13 protein-coding genes are annotated in these 14,838 nt (G+C 55.3%); 9 read left to right on the forward strand and 4 right to left on the reverse strand.

The window, feature by feature from the left end; translation table 11 throughout:
* Positions 1–192 precede the first annotated feature (192 nt).
* A complete protein-coding gene (locus ACOOFE_RS21565; RefSeq protein WP_420411968.1) occupies positions 193–783 on the forward strand; it encodes a DUF6101 family protein in 591 nt (196 codons plus the stop codon).
* A gap of 77 nt (positions 784–860) precedes the next feature.
* Here the strand turns inward: ACOOFE_RS21565 and ubiA are convergent, their stop codons facing one another.
* Both ubiA and ACOOFE_RS21575 read right to left on the reverse strand, forming a co-directional pair.
* Positions 861–1,811 carry a 4-hydroxybenzoate octaprenyltransferase gene (ubiA, locus tag ACOOFE_RS21570; RefSeq protein WP_420411969.1) on the reverse strand — a complete coding sequence of 317 codons (951 nt, stop codon included), beginning with the start codon at positions 1,809–1,811 and terminating at the stop codon, positions 861–863.
* A 180-nt stretch (positions 1,812–1,991) separates the two neighbouring features.
* The gene (locus tag ACOOFE_RS21575) at positions 1,992–2,522 is read right to left on the reverse strand and encodes a GNAT family N-acetyltransferase (RefSeq protein WP_420411970.1); all 531 of its coding nucleotides are present in this window, start codon (positions 2,520–2,522) and stop codon (positions 1,992–1,994) included.
* A gap of 108 nt (positions 2,523–2,630) precedes the next feature.
* On the opposite strand from ACOOFE_RS21575, the gene purD reads away from it, so the two are divergent.
* The 6 genes from purD to ACOOFE_RS21605 all read left to right on the forward strand — a co-directional run bounded on the left by purD (position 2,631) and on the right by ACOOFE_RS21605 (position 10,904).
* Positions 2,631–3,908 (forward strand): phosphoribosylamine--glycine ligase, encoded by a 1,278-nt coding sequence (gene purD, locus ACOOFE_RS21580; RefSeq protein WP_420411971.1) that lies wholly within the window; start codon positions 2,631–2,633, stop codon positions 3,906–3,908.
* 84 nt (positions 3,909–3,992) lie between these two features.
* Positions 3,993–4,898: an alpha/beta fold hydrolase gene (locus ACOOFE_RS21585; RefSeq protein WP_420411972.1), complete on the forward strand. Its 906-nt coding sequence runs from the start codon at positions 3,993–3,995 to the stop codon at positions 4,896–4,898.
* Between the two features lie 275 nt (positions 4,899–5,173).
* Complete coding sequence (locus tag ACOOFE_RS21590) at positions 5,174–8,380, forward strand: EAL domain-containing protein (protein WP_420411973.1); 3,207 nt, start codon at positions 5,174–5,176, stop codon at positions 8,378–8,380.
* Positions 8,381–8,511: 131 nt separating this feature from the next.
* Positions 8,512–9,366: a patatin-like phospholipase family protein gene (locus tag ACOOFE_RS21595; protein WP_420411974.1), complete on the forward strand. Its 855-nt coding sequence runs from the start codon at positions 8,512–8,514 to the stop codon at positions 9,364–9,366.
* A gap of 114 nt (positions 9,367–9,480) precedes the next feature.
* On the forward strand, positions 9,481–9,822 hold the full coding sequence (locus ACOOFE_RS21600; RefSeq protein WP_141188273.1) for a hypothetical protein: 342 nt from the start codon (positions 9,481–9,483) through the stop codon (positions 9,820–9,822).
* 293 nt (positions 9,823–10,115) lie between these two features.
* Positions 10,116–10,904 (forward strand): MBL fold metallo-hydrolase, encoded by a 789-nt coding sequence (locus tag ACOOFE_RS21605; protein WP_420411975.1) that lies wholly within the window; start codon positions 10,116–10,118, stop codon positions 10,902–10,904.
* Between the two features lie 2 nt (positions 10,905–10,906).
* Here ACOOFE_RS21605 and rsmD read toward each other — a convergent pair whose 3' ends face one another.
* Together rsmD and ACOOFE_RS21615 are read right to left on the reverse strand one after the other, a co-directional pair.
* A complete protein-coding gene (gene rsmD / locus ACOOFE_RS21610) occupies positions 10,907–11,476 on the reverse strand; it encodes a 16S rRNA (guanine(966)-N(2))-methyltransferase RsmD (protein WP_420411976.1) in 570 nt (189 codons plus the stop codon).
* The gene (locus ACOOFE_RS21615) at positions 11,473–12,810 is read right to left on the reverse strand and encodes a pseudouridine synthase (RefSeq protein ID WP_420411977.1); all 1,338 of its coding nucleotides are present in this window, start codon (positions 12,808–12,810) and stop codon (positions 11,473–11,475) included. The genes rsmD and ACOOFE_RS21615 overlap by 4 nt, the downstream gene beginning before the upstream one ends.
* A gap of 162 nt (positions 12,811–12,972) precedes the next feature.
* On the opposite strand from ACOOFE_RS21615, the gene ACOOFE_RS21620 reads away from it, so the two are divergent.
* Positions 12,973–13,440, forward strand: coding sequence for a nucleoside deaminase (locus tag ACOOFE_RS21620; RefSeq protein ID WP_420411978.1), 468 nt, complete (start codon positions 12,973–12,975; stop codon positions 13,438–13,440).
* 145 nt (positions 13,441–13,585) lie between these two features.
* Entirely contained in the window at positions 13,586–14,758 is a 1,173-nt protein-coding gene (locus tag ACOOFE_RS21625) for a porin (RefSeq protein WP_420411979.1), read from the forward strand.
* The last annotated feature ends 80 nt before the right edge of the window (positions 14,759–14,838 follow it).

Here is a 14,838-nt window from a genome sequence, read left to right on the forward strand (position 1 = left end):
TTAAGTGCAAATTGGGTCGGCCGGTTCGGTTTGCCAACCCCGTATCGTCAACAGAACGTTAGCAGTCTGCTTACACTCCGGTAACCCTCTTTAAAATCAGAGTTTTTTAACCTTATCTCTTAAGCAGATGACGACTCACTGAATGCTAGGTTGATCCTATCAAGAGGCCAAAAGGCCCGGTGGAGAGTCATAGTGAGACGTCAAACAGAAAACCAGATGACAATTGCACCCGGGACAAGCGCTGAACCAGCGCTTCATCCTGGGTGCCTCCCGGTTCAATTCCAGCAAAGATTGGAAACGCGCCCGGGAACCCAATCCCTGCCGGCCGATATCCTTCTTGATCGTGATAAGGCAATCATCAAACGTCGTGTCGGTGGTGTTCCAGTCACTATTGTTGTGCCTGCAAATGCCTTTGATGGTGTCATGGTGCGGATCGTTCCCGGAGATGTGCCAGGTGAAATCACTGCAAGCCTGATCCTGAAACATCCGGACAGCGCCCTCTCAATTACACTGGCGGAAACCCAGTCTTCGGATGATCTGGCGACCCTCTGGAGCCGCTGGGCCCAAGTTCTCAAGCTGCCAATGCTGGTCTGTGATCTTGGCGGTGCCGTCAAGCCGATCGAAGCTTTCCAGGCAATGCCGGCATCAGCCCCAGCGCCGCGCCGCAAACTGCGCCTTCTTACCGGCCGCCGTCCGCGGTTTTTGAACCGGCGCCAAGTCGGTGGCTACAAATCATCCCCGGCCAATTTTTCGCAAGAGCGGGAAATCATCGCCCGGGATTGATCCTAAGCACAGTTGATATGTTTGAAGAGCTCGCAAGTGCGGGCTCTAACTCTTTGCGTCTCCTTAAGCGCCTCTAATCAGGCAAACATCCAGGAAATCAGGGCATCAACGGTGAAACCGGCAAACAAGATCCAGCCATAGATCTTGTTCGAACGGAACAGTTCTAGGCACTGTTCGCCGTCATCAATATCAATCACTACGATCTGCCAACCCAGATGAAGGGCACCGAGAAGAATGCCCGCAAACGCAGCAGGCCCTGCATCGGCGAGTGTCGCTGCCAATGCAAATAGGACGGATGCAAGGGCATAGAGCGCGATGAGCGCCGGACGTGTCTTGTCACCAAAGAGCCGCGCTGTCGACTTCACACCCACCAGCGCGTCATCTTCCTTATCCTGATGGGCATAGATGGTGTCATAGCCGATCGTCCAGCAAATGCCGCCAATGTAAAGCAGAACAGGAGCCAAGGAGAGTTCACCAAAAACAGCCGCCCAGCCCATCAAGGCGCCCCATGAAAAGGCAAAGCCCAAAAACAGCTGCGGCCAATTGGTGATCCGCTTCATAAACGGATAAACGGCAACCGGCACTAGCGAGACAACGCCTAGTGCGATTGAGAACGTGTTGAACTGCAGCAGCACGATCAGGCCAACGAGAGCCTGAAGAACAAGAAAAATCTTGGCCTGGGACTTTGTGACCTGACCTGCTGGGATCGGCCGGGACCGGGTGCGTTCCACCTGTTCGTCGATGTCCACATCGACAATATCATTGTAGGTGCAGCCCGCCCCGCGCATGGCAACGGCGCCAACAAAAAACAACAGCATATGCCACGGATTCGGCCAGCCATTTCCAGCTGCAATCGCGGCCAATGCAGCGGACCACCAACATGGCCACAACAGCAGCCACCAGCCGATGGGACGCTCCCAACGGGCCAACCGCGCGTAGGCGCGCAGCCCGGCCGGCAGCCGTGTATCGACCCAATGCTTCTTAACCGCATCGGCAACCGGTCCGGTATCCTTGGTGGAGAAAAACATTCGTGTGGTTCCTGTTTGAAATCCAACGAGCTCTGACTGATACGTGGTTTTCGAATCTCATGTGCAGCTTTACCGGCTCTCTCGTCGAAAATCATCCCCGAGCCGAGTTCGGCAAAAAAGAAATGGAAAATGCCTTCGGCTCGCAGTGGGCGAGGCAGGCCGGCTTTACTCAAAATGTCTTCAAAACACCGGGCCGACGTTTTCGGAAATCTCCTGGTCGGTGAACCGCACAAGCGGAACTGCGGAAAAGCTTTCAAGTTCAAATATTTGAGACAGAGGATCGCCCTCCCTCAAGTAGGCTGTGACAATAGCAGGACCAAAATTTTCCAGGTCTCCAATGATGGCCCGCAAGATCCGCTGAGCGAGACCCCGGCCTTTGTACCCGTTCAGAAGATAGATTTTCTCCAGGATTGCCAATCGTCCCGCCCAAATGACCGATTGCCGGAAAGCCACGCAGGCAAAGCCAGCCGGTTCGCCGCGCACTTCGACCAGATAGATCCGCCCGGCGGAGGCATCAACCAGCATCCGGCTGATGGCCGCTTCATGCTCCTTCTCGCAAGCTTCGCCGCAGTCCTCCCGGCATTTACGGAAGATTTTTAGGATGTCGCGCCGGTTGGCGGGGGATCCGAGTACGATCTGCCAGGACCGGCTCACAGAACCGGGCCCCGGCCGCGCCTGAATCTCGGACTGCACATGCAGAACATCGGCCAATTGCAGCCCTGCCGTTGCCGTGATAGACCGCGCTCCAACGGCGGTGGCCGGTCAGTTTGATCGTGCGACAGCTTTCCTTCCTGTTGATGCACGAGAGATTGGCATTTCATGAAAGTTCTCCTGATCGGATCCGGTGGCCGCGAACATTCTCTTGCCTGGGCCCTGGCCAAATCGCCGAAGTTGACCAAGCTTTATGCGGCTCCTGGTAATGCCGGTATTGCAGCTCATGCAGAGCTTTCTGATCTGGACGTTTCCAACCATGATGCTGTGATTGCCTTTTGCCAGGACAAGCAGATCGAGTTTGTGGTTGTTGGCCCGGAAGCCCCATTGGTCGCAGGGCTTGTTGATGACTTGAACGCTGCCGGGATCAAGGCTTTCGGACCCGCGAAGGTCCCTGCTCAGCTGGAAGGATCCAAGGCTTTCACAAAAGCCGTTTGTGACGACGCAGATATTCCGACTGCAGGGTATGGCCGCTTCGACAATGAGGCCGGTGCACTCGCTTACGTCCGCGAAAAAGGCGCCCCAATCGTCATCAAGGCCGATGGTCTGGCGGCGGGCAAAGGTGTTGTTGTTGCAATGACACTGGCCGAAGCCGAGGCTGCCGTCACAGCTTGTTTCGAAGGGTCTTTCGGGGCGGCGGGCTCCGAGGTCGTCATCGAAGAGTTCCTGGAAGGTGAGGAAGCCAGCTTCTTCGTTTTGTCGGATGGCACCAACGCCTTACCTCTGGCAACGGCCCAGGATCACAAACGCGCCTATGATGGCGATGAAGGCCCTAATACTGGCGGCATGGGTGCCTATTCCCCAGCTCCGGTTCTGACCGATGATCTGATTGCTGATGTGATGAAACGGATCATCGAGCCGACAATTGTAACACTGGCCAAACGCGGCACGCCTTTCAAGGGTGTTTTGTATGCCGGCCTGATGATCACCGCCGACGGTCCCAAGCTGATCGAATACAACACCCGCTTCGGCGATCCGGAGTGCCAGGTACTGATGATGCGTCTTCAGAGTGATCTTTTGGAGCTGATGCTGGCCAGCGCCGAAGGCACGCTCGATCAATGTTCGGCAGACTGGAGCGACGATGTTGCTCTGACGGTCGTCATGGCCGCAAAAGGCTATCCGGGCTCTTATGACAAGGGCACCGAGATCAAAGGCATCAACAATGCGGTCTCGGCCGGAGTGGAGGTCTTTCACGCCGGCACAAAGGCAGACGGTGATAAAGTGCTGGCCAACGGTGGCCGGGTACTCAATGTCACCGCTTTGCGGACATCGGTGAAAGCAGCTCAACAGGCCGCTTATGAGGCGGTTCAGAAAATCGACTGGCCAGACGGATTTTGCCGGACGGACATCGGCTGGCGTGCCGTGACGCGCGAAAACGGCAACTGATCCTCATCATTCAATCGAATCATGGCCATAAGCGCTCTTGGCGCTTACCCTCCTCCCCAATTCCACCAATTTGGGGAGGACGCCATGGACCGCGCGTTACCAGACCTGTTTCCCGGTTTTGAAAGCCGTTTGGCAGAAACCGAACAAGGATCAATATTCTTCCGCACCGGAGGTTCCGGTCCGGCGCTCTTGCTGCTGCACGGGTATCCCCAGTCCCATGTCATTTGGCATAAGATCGCCCCGGAACTGGCTGAGCATTTTACCCTCGTCATGCCGGATTTGCCCGGTTATGGCCAATCCTCCATCCCACCGCTAAGCGCAGATCACGCGGCTTATTCGAAACGCGTAATGGCCAGTACGATGGCCAGCCTGATGGAAAGCCTGGGTCACACACACTTCCGAACGGCGGGGCATGACCGCGGCGGGCGGGTAGTTTACCGCATGGCATTGGACATGCCGGAGCGGATCCTTGGCGCAGCCGTCCTCGATATTCTCCCGACTTTTGACTACTGGAACAAATTGGACCGGGAGTTTGCGCTGAAGATCTATCACTGGGCGTTTCTGGCGCAACCAGCTCCACTCCCGGAAAACATGATCGCGGCTGATCCGATTGCCTTCCTTGAACACAAATTGGCAAGCTGGAGCGCAGCCAAGGATCTTAGTGCCTATTCAGACGGCGCTCTTGAGCACACCCGGGCTTGGTTTCAGGATCCTCAGCGGATCGCGGCGACCTGCGAAGATTACCGGGCCGGCGCACACATTGATTATCTGCATGACGCTGCGGACCGGCAGTCTGGCAAAACCATTCAACCGCCCCTCTTGGCACTATGGGGCACTCAAGGGATCGCGGGAAGTGTTGAAGACCCGCTGGCCGTCTGGCGCGACTGGTGCCCGCATGTACAAGGCAAGGCAATCGCCAGCGGACATTTTCTACCTGAGGAAGCCCCTAGAGAAACCTGCACAGAGATAAAGAACTTCTTTGCCCTGTAAAATCTGCGAATTGGCCGATTTGACGATTTCGTTCAAGTAAAGCCAAATCATGAAAATACAACCGCTTAGAAAAACATATTATTTGCAGGATCTTGCACTTACGTTCCTTAATTTTCTTAACATTTTTATTCAAAGCAATTTAACGAATAGCCGTTATCGATAATTCTGGCAGTGAGTATTCCTAACCGTCGGAACCACTCTTGGCGCGTGCGGAAACGATGGAATGCTCCTGAAAAGTTGCGGCAGAAGCCGCGCGTAGGGGTTGGGTGCAGAACGTGCGTGAACGAATAACACTGGACAAGGAGACGACACGGTCCGGGTATCATTTTCTTGATTCAGAGAAATTCCACCTAGACCATATTGTTTCCCAGTGGAGTGAAGACGGCTCTCGCAACGGACGGCCGCTTAAAGTTGTGTTTGCCGGATTTCTGGCGCTGGTTATTACCGCGCTCGCGTTCCAGAACATCACGACCGAACTCACCATCTTGCAAGCCCCCTACGACCGCATAGAAACCGCATCTCATGAGCTCATACAAAACCAGCGGGCTCAGGTATCCAGCGCGTTAACTGGAGTTGCAGATGAACTGGCCTCCGACCCAGCCTTCGAAGCCGCAATAAGCCGCGATGATACAGACGAAGTCTCCCGCATAGCCGATCACATCTTCTCTCATTTCAACGGAGATACGGGTGTTTTTGACTTAACGATCTACTCGGCCAACCGTTCCATCCTATACAATAGCGAAAATTCTCCGGCAGATTTCACGCCTTCGTCCCCCTTCTTCGAGACTGACCTCGCAGGTTCCCTTTTCCGCACTACGAACAGTTTGGAGTTCGACGCAAAGGGCGGTATCGGTGTAAGTGCTCTCCAACCTTTGGTCGCCGAAGGGCGGTTGTTGGCCTATTTGAAACTCACCGCTGACGTCGAAAAATCAATGGCGTTGCTGAGCTCTGCAGTGAATGGGGAAATCCTGAAGGCGGGCGGCCCTCTAGGGCCTTTGCGTACTTTAGCGCCTGCTGGACAAGCAAAATCACCGTCTGCACTTTCCTACAGGTTACTGGGCACTCAGACCACTTCATCCGCCACGGTTCAAAAAATTCTGCAAACGCGCAGCGCACCATCATGGTTCCATCCCGTTCTTATTGATGGCGACCGGGTATTGATTGCGCAGGATTTGCCTATCGATATCGTCAACGGAGAGGCCGGATCCAAACTGATCCTAATCCGTGACGTTACCGACAATGCGATGGCATTTCTGAAATCCATGGGCATCTCGGTGCTCATCAGCTTGTTGTTCGCCATCGTTGCATGGCGGATTCTGACCCGTCTCCTCAACAAGTTCCAGCAAACGATCATAAGAACGCGGTCAAATCTGGAAGCCGAAGTCTTATCAAACACCCGGGAGCTGGAGCGCAGCCAGGCACAGCTTTTGGAGGCCCAAACCATCGCCTCCATCGGCAGTTGGGATGGCAACCTGATCACAAAGGAAATCTCAGGCTCGCAGGAGTTCTTCCGAATTCTGGACATTCCATCCGATACGCCGCCTGCAAATATTCAAAAATGTTTCTTTGAACAGATCTCTGAACCAGAGCTCTACCACGTCAAATTGGCCGTCAAAACCGCCATCGAACAGTGCGGTACGTTCGACTTTGAGCATACCATCGTACGCTCCGATGGAACCAAAGCCCGCATCCATACTCAGGGCCATATTATTGCCGATGAGAATGGCCAGGCAATCAGTGGCATTGGAACCGTTCACGATATTACCGAGAGGTCAAACACCGAGCGCCAAAACAAGCTGATGGCAAAAATAATGGAGACCTCGCTCAACGAGATCTACCTGCTGAATGCCGAGACGTTCGAAATCGAATATGCCAACGCAGTCGCATTACAGAACCTCGGCTATGCCAACGAAGACATAGAGCAGCTCAAACTCTGGGACATCAGCCAGGAATTCAAAAAGGACACCATTGCGCGAAAACTGGCACCGTTGACCACACAAACACAAGCCAACTACACCGCCGAAACTTATCAGCGCCGCCAAGATGGCAGCGAGTACCCTGTCGATTTCCAGATCCAGCTTGTTCACGATCAGGGCCGGCACCGGTTTGTGGCCATGGCAAACGATATTTCTGAACGTGTCCAGCGCGAGAATGAAACCCGGGATGCCAAGGAACGCGCCGAACGGCTGGCGTATTTTGATCCGCTAACCAAACTCTCCAATCGCGCAGGCTGCCAACGCGATGCCCGAAAACTGTTCGCTGAAGAAGACAAACCGGCATTCCTGATCCATGTGGATATGGACAACTTCAAACGTGTCAATGACACGCTCGGCCACCTCGCCGGCGATTACTGTCTGGCAGAGACCGGACGTCGCCTCAGAGAAGTCAGCCGCGGGCTGGGGACACCGTACCGCTGGGGCGGAGATGAGTTCGTCATTCTCGCCAATTCCGCATCCGCCGATCCGAACGAGCTGTGTGAACGCGCCCGGCGACTGATGCGTTCACCGATGGAATTTAACGGCACGACATTCTGGCCGACTGTGAGCATGGGTATTGCTCTTTGTCCCGATCATGGCATGGAATTCGACTCGCTTCTGGTCAATGCCGATCTGGCGCTTTACCGCTCCAAACACAACGGAAAAGATCGCTTCACGTTCTTCTCGTTGGATATGCAGACACTGAGCGATACCGAAGCCCAGCTCGAGCGCGAGCTGCACATGGCGGCCCAGCGCGATGAGTTCTTCCTGGTGTTTCAGCCGCAAGTGAACATGCGCAGCCATAAGGTCATCGGCATGGAAGCTCTGGTGCGCTGGCGACATCCAAAACGTGGAATAGTGTCGCCAGGAGAGTTCCTTCCAGTTGTTGAGAAAACCGGGTTTGCCTCCGTCTTGGGTGAAATCGTGCTCGACAAAGCGTTTGCCGCGGCCCGGTCCTGGCAGGATGCCGGCTTGGATTTCGGCCGGATTTCGGTCAACATATCCCCTGCCCATTTGTCTTCGGGCGTGCTGCTCGATCAGTTTAAAGACGCTATGGCGCGCCATGATCTAGCCCCAGAGCGGATCACGGCCGAGGTCTTGGAGTCTGTCTTCCTGGATGACGACAGCTCCTGCCACATGACCACTTTGAGAGACCTTTACGAGATGGGCGTTCACGTCGAACTCGATGATTTCGGCACAGGCTATGCTTCTCTGACGCATGTCGTTGATCTGCCGATCAATGGTCTCAAAATCGATCGTTCCTTCACCCAGCAGCTGCTGGAAGACCATCGGAAGGAAATCGTCATCAACCAGCTTATCCATCTGGCCCGGTCCCTGGACATCGCGGTCATTTGTGAAGGGGTTGAAACGGAAGAACAATATGACCGCCTGCGCATGATGGGCGACTTCGCTGTTCAGGGGTTCCTGATCGCCAAGCCCTTGCCGTTTGAAGAGGCCACCAACTGGATGGCAGACACAGCAGAAGACCTCTATTTCGTTTTCTAACGGACCGATCTACCAATTGACCCGGATCTTGATGGAGGGCTTTTGATCCGACCTGGGTCAAACTGCTTCCTTGCACAGAAACCGCCTGACGCCTACCTGTTCTGAAAAGAATTTATAGACACAGGTGAAACATGACCGGACAAGCCGCTTTTCCAAAAAAAATCGGCCTGGCACTCGGCGGCGGCGGCGCCCGCGGGCTTGCCCACATTCCGGTGCTGGAAGCGTTCGATGATTTGGGGATCAAGCCGTACAAAATAGCTGGCACATCCATCGGTTCCATCATTGGTGCTGGCTATGCAAGCGGCCAGTCCGGAGAGGATTTACGAAGAATTGTCCTGGATCTGTTTGCCGACAATAACAAAGTCCTGAACCGGTTGTGGCAACTCAGACCAAAACGGTTCAAGGATGTCTTTCGCGCTGGTCCAGTTCAATTTGATCCTCTCAAAGTCCTAAACGTTTTCGTCTCAGAGTATCTGCCCGACACATTTGACGATCTGCAAATTCCCTTGCGAGTTCTGGCAACCGACTTTTATGGCTGCGAAGAAGTTGACTTTGAAACCGGCCCTTTGCTGCCGGCAATTGCAGCCTCGATCTCGATCCCAGCCGTCTTCCGCCCGGTCCGCCACCAAGGCCGTTTCCTCATTGATGGCGGTGTCGTCAATCCGCTGCCGTTTGATGGTTTGCGCTCTCAGTGCGACATCGTCGTCGCGGTTGATGTCGTCGGCGCTCCGGTCGCCCGCACAAACCCGGCCGATATCAGCACGCTGGACTCACTATTTGGCTCATCGCAAATCCTGATGCAGACAATCACCAGTCAGAAAATCAAGATGGATCAACCCGATATCCTGATTCGACCGCAGAACGGCAATATCCGGATCCTCGATTTTTTAAAAGCAGAGTCTATCTTGGATAGCTCAGAGTCATTGAGAGCTTTGACACGTACAAAACTGACAGAACTGTTAAATACTTCAATGGAAATTACTTAAACGACACTCGCCTTCACTAGAGGTTGCCACTGACTTAATTTGGCGAATGTGGATATTTAACAATCCATTAATCTAATTCCGAGATCCTTCTTGGTGAACGAAGGAGAAAAAGCCATGCAGCTGGCCAAGGGATCAGCCGATTTGGAGACCTGCCCGGTCCGGGATGAGATCTTAAAGAAACTCTTGGACTCAGCGCTGAATGCAACGTCGGAAATTGCCGGCCAGCTGCCGGATGAACAGCGCGCAGCCATGGCGATTTATTGTTACCGCCGCTCTCATCTCCGCCGTATCGGACTGCAACTGGCTGCGCAATGCGAACGGGCCGATTTGGTCAGGGAAGCTGGAACGGCCGGCGAGTTGATCTTCATGCAATCCCGCAACGCGGGCGCTGCAACAGAGGATATGAAAACCAGGTCACGCGGCACCAGACCACCGGTCAGCCTTCATAGCGTTTAACATTTGTTCCCGGGGCAGGTTCTTCCTCCCACCCGCCCCCACCTGGCAACCGTCCGTATGGCCGGTTGCCATTCTTTTTGTGCCAACAGATGTCCGGTTGTTTGCCCTTCCCAACAGCTTCCTGCCGGCAGACGACACGTGCTTTTGAATTTCAGCCTTGCCGGACCTGACCAAATGCCTACTCTATTGTTGTGACAACGGACGGTCCGGGATCAATTGCCATGTCGCATCAGGTCTATTGTGCTCGCTCATTTTTATCGACGAGGTTCCATCATGGTTCCGCGGCGGCCGCCTTGCTCACCATCTTGTTTTGGATCTGTGCCGCAGCACCGGCCTTTGCGATTTGCCAACTCGTCGCCAACGCGCCCTATCAAGCCCCCAACCCTGGCGAAATCCGCATCTGGAAAGCGGCATTGCAACCGGATGAAATCCAGATCCGCTACATCGGCCACTCCACATTTGAGCTGGAAACCCCAAGAGGTGTCCGCATCGCCACAGACTACAACGACAGTGTCCGGCCATTTTTGCCGCCGACAGTCGCAACGATGAACGGCGCCCATAGCACGCATTATTCAATCAATCCTGATCCCAATATCGAACACCTGCTTTACGGCTGGAACCGCAACGGCGGACCGATGGATCATGATCTGACTGTCGATGACGTCCGTATCCGCAACATTCAAACAAACATCCGGGGCTGGGATGGAGAAACCCGGCGGCTCGGGAATTCGATCTTCATTTTTGAGGTTGCCGATCTTTGTGTTGCCCATCTTGGGCACCTGCATCACCGGCTGACGCAGGAAGACCTGAAACGCCTTGGCCAGATTGACGTCATTTTCGCGGCGATCGACAATTCATCGACACTGCGCCTGGACAGCCTGATGGATGTTTTGGTCAGTATCGGGCCGTCGATGGTGATCCCGATGCATTTTCATTTTGCTGGCGCCTTGCCGGCCTTTATTGGCAGAGCAACGGAACAAGGCTATCAGATCGTCCGGGCAGAGACACCGAGCCTCACGGTCAGCCGGAAAACACTGCCCACTCAAAAGACCGTCTACATCATGATGCCGGGCGGCGCTTAAATTTAGGCCAACTCGGTTGAGCCAAACTGCAAAAACAACACCTGGCTGTCACCTGCTTGACGCCGATCGAGTTCGGTGAACCCTTCCGGTATCTCTACACTGGCCGACGCGCGTTCTTCCAAAACACACAGCGCACCGGATTTTAGCCAGCCTCCGGCCGCCGCTGATGCAAGGGCCTTCTCACCCAGCACCTTGTCGTAAGGCGGATCGGCAAAAACCAGGTCAAACGGCTCGATCGTACCGGTTTCACCTAACCGCGTGGCATCCCGCCGGAAGATCTTGGCCGCCCCATTGAGACCAAAACTTTCCATGTTGCGGCGGATCACGCCTCGCGCGTCACTTGCTTCTTCAATAAAGGTGCAATGGCGCGCGCCCCGGCTGATCGCTTCAAAGCCGAGTGCACCTGTTCCAGCGAACAGGTCAAGCACCCGGCAACCGTCCAAGTCAAAGTCCAGCCCGTGAGCCAGAATGTTGAATACGGTTTCCCGCAGACGGTCGCTGGTTGGCCGGGTTGCTGAAGATTTGGGAGCCGCTAATGCCGCCCCCTTGAACCGTCCGGCAACAATCCTCACGAGCGATCTCCGCGCCGCGGCGGACGGCCACCGCGCGACGGGCCGCGCCGGTTGCCCTTATCCTCATTCGAGCGGCGCTCCTGCTGCTTGTCATCGACAAGACCGTCGTCCCCCCAAATCCGCCGTTTTGGTGGTTCCCGGCGTTCTTCCGTTTGATCCCGGCGCAGTTTGGGTTCGGAAGTCATGCGGAAGCGGGAGCGCGGCGAGACCTTTTCGCGGCGCGGGCCTTCGTTCTTGCGCTTGCCCTGCTTTTGGTCTGGCTTGTCACTTTTGGAAGCTTTCTTCCGGTCCGTGACTGACTTGCCTTCTTTCGCAGTCAGCCATTTGCCTTGGGATTGCACCCGGCCTGCCCCACTGTCACGGCCACCGGATTTGGAACCGGTGCGTTTTTTCTCCGGCTCCTGTTTTGGCATATGGAAAATCGGCGCATCAAAATCCGCGCCTGCTTCTTCTGCCAGCGTTTCGCCGAGCTGATCGCGCAGGACACGGCCGCGGATTTCCCGGACATCACCGTCCGCCAGGTCCATCAGCTGAAACGGACCATAAGACAGGCGGATCAAGCGGTTCACGGACATGCCAAGATGTTCAAGGACCCGTTTGACTTCCCTGTTTTTGCCTTCGCGCAATCCGACCGTCATCCAGACGTTGCCGCCCTGTTCCTTGTCGAGTGTGGCTTCGATTGCCCCGTAAAGCACACCGTCGATGGCAACACCATCTTGCAGGGTATCAAGGTCCGCCTGAGTAATCTTGCCAAACGCCCGCACGCGGTAGCGGCGCAGCCATCCCGTAGACGGCAATTCCAAAACCCGCGCCAAACCGCCGTCGTTGGTCAGGAGCAACAGGCCTTCGGTGTTGATGTCGAGACGGCCAACAGTCAAAACCCGCGGCAGATCGTCAGGCAGGCGGTCAAACACGGTCGGCCGGCCTTCCGGATCCTTATTGGTGGTCACCAGGCCGCGCGGCTTGTGATAGAGCCACAATCTCGTGCGTTCGCGCAGGGGCAGCGGCTCGCCATCGACAAGGACTTTGTCATTGCCAGTCACCGTGACCGCCGGTGTGGTCAGCACCTTGCCGTTGAGCTCTACGCGGCCGTTCGTGATCCAGGTTTCCGCCTCGCGGCGCGAACACAGCCCGGCACGGGCCATAACCTTTGCGATACGGTCACCGCGGTCACCATCAACCGGGCTGGCGGTCGGCGTGTCCACTTTCGCTGCCGGTTTTCGGTTGGCTGGTTTCGCAGGTTTGCCAGATCCGCGTTTTTCCGCTGCACGTTTAGGACGGTTCCGGCCGTCTTGCGGGCCAGACCGTTTCGAAGAGAATTTTTTTGTCGTCATGGGGGCGTCATAGCAGAGCCGGGCGCATTCGGGAATCGCTTGTTTTCACCATTTTCGCTTCGATTGCGGTTCTGCAGCAGGTTTTGATACCGGGCAACCCGCATTTGCGGCTGACGGATCGGCAAATTCCCTCTAAATATCAACGCACGTTGAGAGAAGAATATGACCGCCGATCCCGCCCAAACACTCGAAAAAACCTATATGGATCTCGCTTTGGAAGAGGCGGAAAAAGCTGCTGCCCGGGGAGAAGTTCCAGTTGGCGCGGTTCTTGTTCGGGACGGTCAGATTTTGGCTCGCGATGGCAACCGGACCCTGGAACTGAACGATCCGACAGCACACGCTGAAGTACTGGTCATCCGCAGCGCTTGCGAACACTTGCAGTCCCAGCGGCTGCCGGAGTGTGATCTCTATGTCACGCTGGAACCCTGTGCCATGTGCGCGGCTGCCATTTCCTTTGCGCGGATCCGCCGGCTCTATTATGGCGCTGGCGATGAAAAAGGCGGTGCCGTTGACCATGGCCCGCGGTTCTTTTGCCAGCCGACATGTCATCACGGGCCTGAAATTTACGCTGGGATAGGTGAACGTCAATCAGCCACGCTTTTAAAGTCGTTTTTTCAAGGGCGGCGCTGACTAAATCGCGGTTGCACAATTGCCACAGGTCCCTTCTATTCCTTCATCTAACGCTCAGATTTAGTTGCTCGTGCAACCGGCTGTTGGTTAACTGATCTCCAGACATCCACAGAATCGCCGCTTGCGTTCTCCTGGAGAAAATCAGATGAAAAAACTTGTTCTTTTTGGCGCCGCACTTGCACTGTCCGGATTGACATCGACCGTGCATGCTGCCGATTTGCCGCTGGCGCCGGAACCGGTCGATTACGTTCGGATCTGCGACGCTTACGGAACCCGGTTCTTTTACCTGCCAGGCACAGACACCTGCCTTCGGGTCGGTGGCCGTATTCGTGTTGAATATAGGTTCAACAATTACGGCGATGGGCCAAACAACTGGTCAGACAAAGCGCAAACATCCACGGTCTTCCGGTCCCGTGGATACATCTATTTGGATTCGCGCACGGCAACTGAATATGGGCTGTTGCGCACATTCACCTCGATTTTCCACACCAGTGACAGCAGCGCATTTGGCGCAGTAACACCGGAGCTCGAATTCAGCTTCGTCCAGTTCGGTGGTTTCACCTTTGGCCGCACCCAATCATTCTGGGATTATTGGACCGGCTATTCCTGGGGTGCTCAGGTCACATCCTATTCGGATACCAAGTCCAACGTGATTGCCTATACCGGCTCATTCGGGAACGGTATCTCAGCAAGCGTATCGCTTGAAAACGCCGCGTCCAGGCAGGTTCAGCTGATCTCTGCTGGCGGCAACGGATACGGCGGTGACAAACTCCCGGATGCCATTGCCAACATCCGGATCGAACAAGGATGGGGATCTGCTCAGCTGATGGGTGTCCTGCACCATGTCCGGTTTGCTGACGTTGCCGCAGAAGGCAAACTCGGCTGGGCTATTGGCGCCGGCGCGCAGATCAATGTCCCCTTTCTTGGAAGCAAAGACAAAATCGCGATCCAAGTTGCGTATTCCGACGGCGCCAGCCGGTTCCCGCTCGACAGCTGGGATAGCCGCATAACGGATGCAATCAATGTTGCTGGCGACACCAAGACCACCAAAACGTGGAATATCGGTGGTGGTTGGCACCACGCCTTCTCCGATGCCTGGCAGGCCAATCTGGAAGGTGGCTATCACGTTGCCGATGCAGCAACGGATGCCTATGATTTCAGCCAGTGGACCGCCACGGGCAACGTCGCTTGGACCCCGGTGTCAGGCCTCGTCATAGGCGCTGAGATGCAATACCGCAATGTGGATTACAAGGCAGCCTCCGGACTGGCCGACAGGGACGAGATCTACACCACTTTGCGTGTACAAAGAACGTTCTGACAAAGCCGGTATTGCCGACCCAGAAAAAGAAAACAGCGCTTGGTGAAACCGAGCGCTGTTTTTTTGTTTGGGAAATCCCG

Origin of the sequence: Roseibium sp., from assembly GCF_965216085.1 — a bacterium.
Lineage (GTDB): Bacteria > Pseudomonadota > Alphaproteobacteria > Rhizobiales > Stappiaceae > Roseibium.

Excerpts from the sequence above, each read along its gene's own strand:
- ubiA (WP_420411969.1), bottom strand. The coding sequence starts at position 1,811 with ATGTTTTTCTCCACCAAGGATACCGGACCGGTTGCCGATGCGGTTAAG.
- ACOOFE_RS21615 (WP_420411977.1), bottom strand. The coding sequence starts at position 12,810 with ATGACGACAAAAAAATTCTCTTCGAAACGGTCTGGCCCGCAAGACGGC.
- ACOOFE_RS21620 (WP_420411978.1), top strand. The coding sequence starts at position 12,973 with ATGACCGCCGATCCCGCCCAAACACTCGAAAAAACCTATATGGATCTC.
- ACOOFE_RS21585 (WP_420411972.1), top strand. The coding sequence starts at position 3,993 with ATGGACCGCGCGTTACCAGACCTGTTTCCCGGTTTTGAAAGCCGTTTG.
- purD (WP_420411971.1), top strand. The coding sequence starts at position 2,631 with ATGAAAGTTCTCCTGATCGGATCCGGTGGCCGCGAACATTCTCTTGCC.
- ACOOFE_RS21595 (WP_420411974.1), top strand. The coding sequence starts at position 8,512 with ATGACCGGACAAGCCGCTTTTCCAAAAAAAATCGGCCTGGCACTCGGC.
- ACOOFE_RS21600 (WP_141188273.1), top strand. The coding sequence starts at position 9,481 with ATGCAGCTGGCCAAGGGATCAGCCGATTTGGAGACCTGCCCGGTCCGG.
- ACOOFE_RS21625 (WP_420411979.1), top strand. The coding sequence starts at position 13,586 with ATGAAAAAACTTGTTCTTTTTGGCGCCGCACTTGCACTGTCCGGATTG.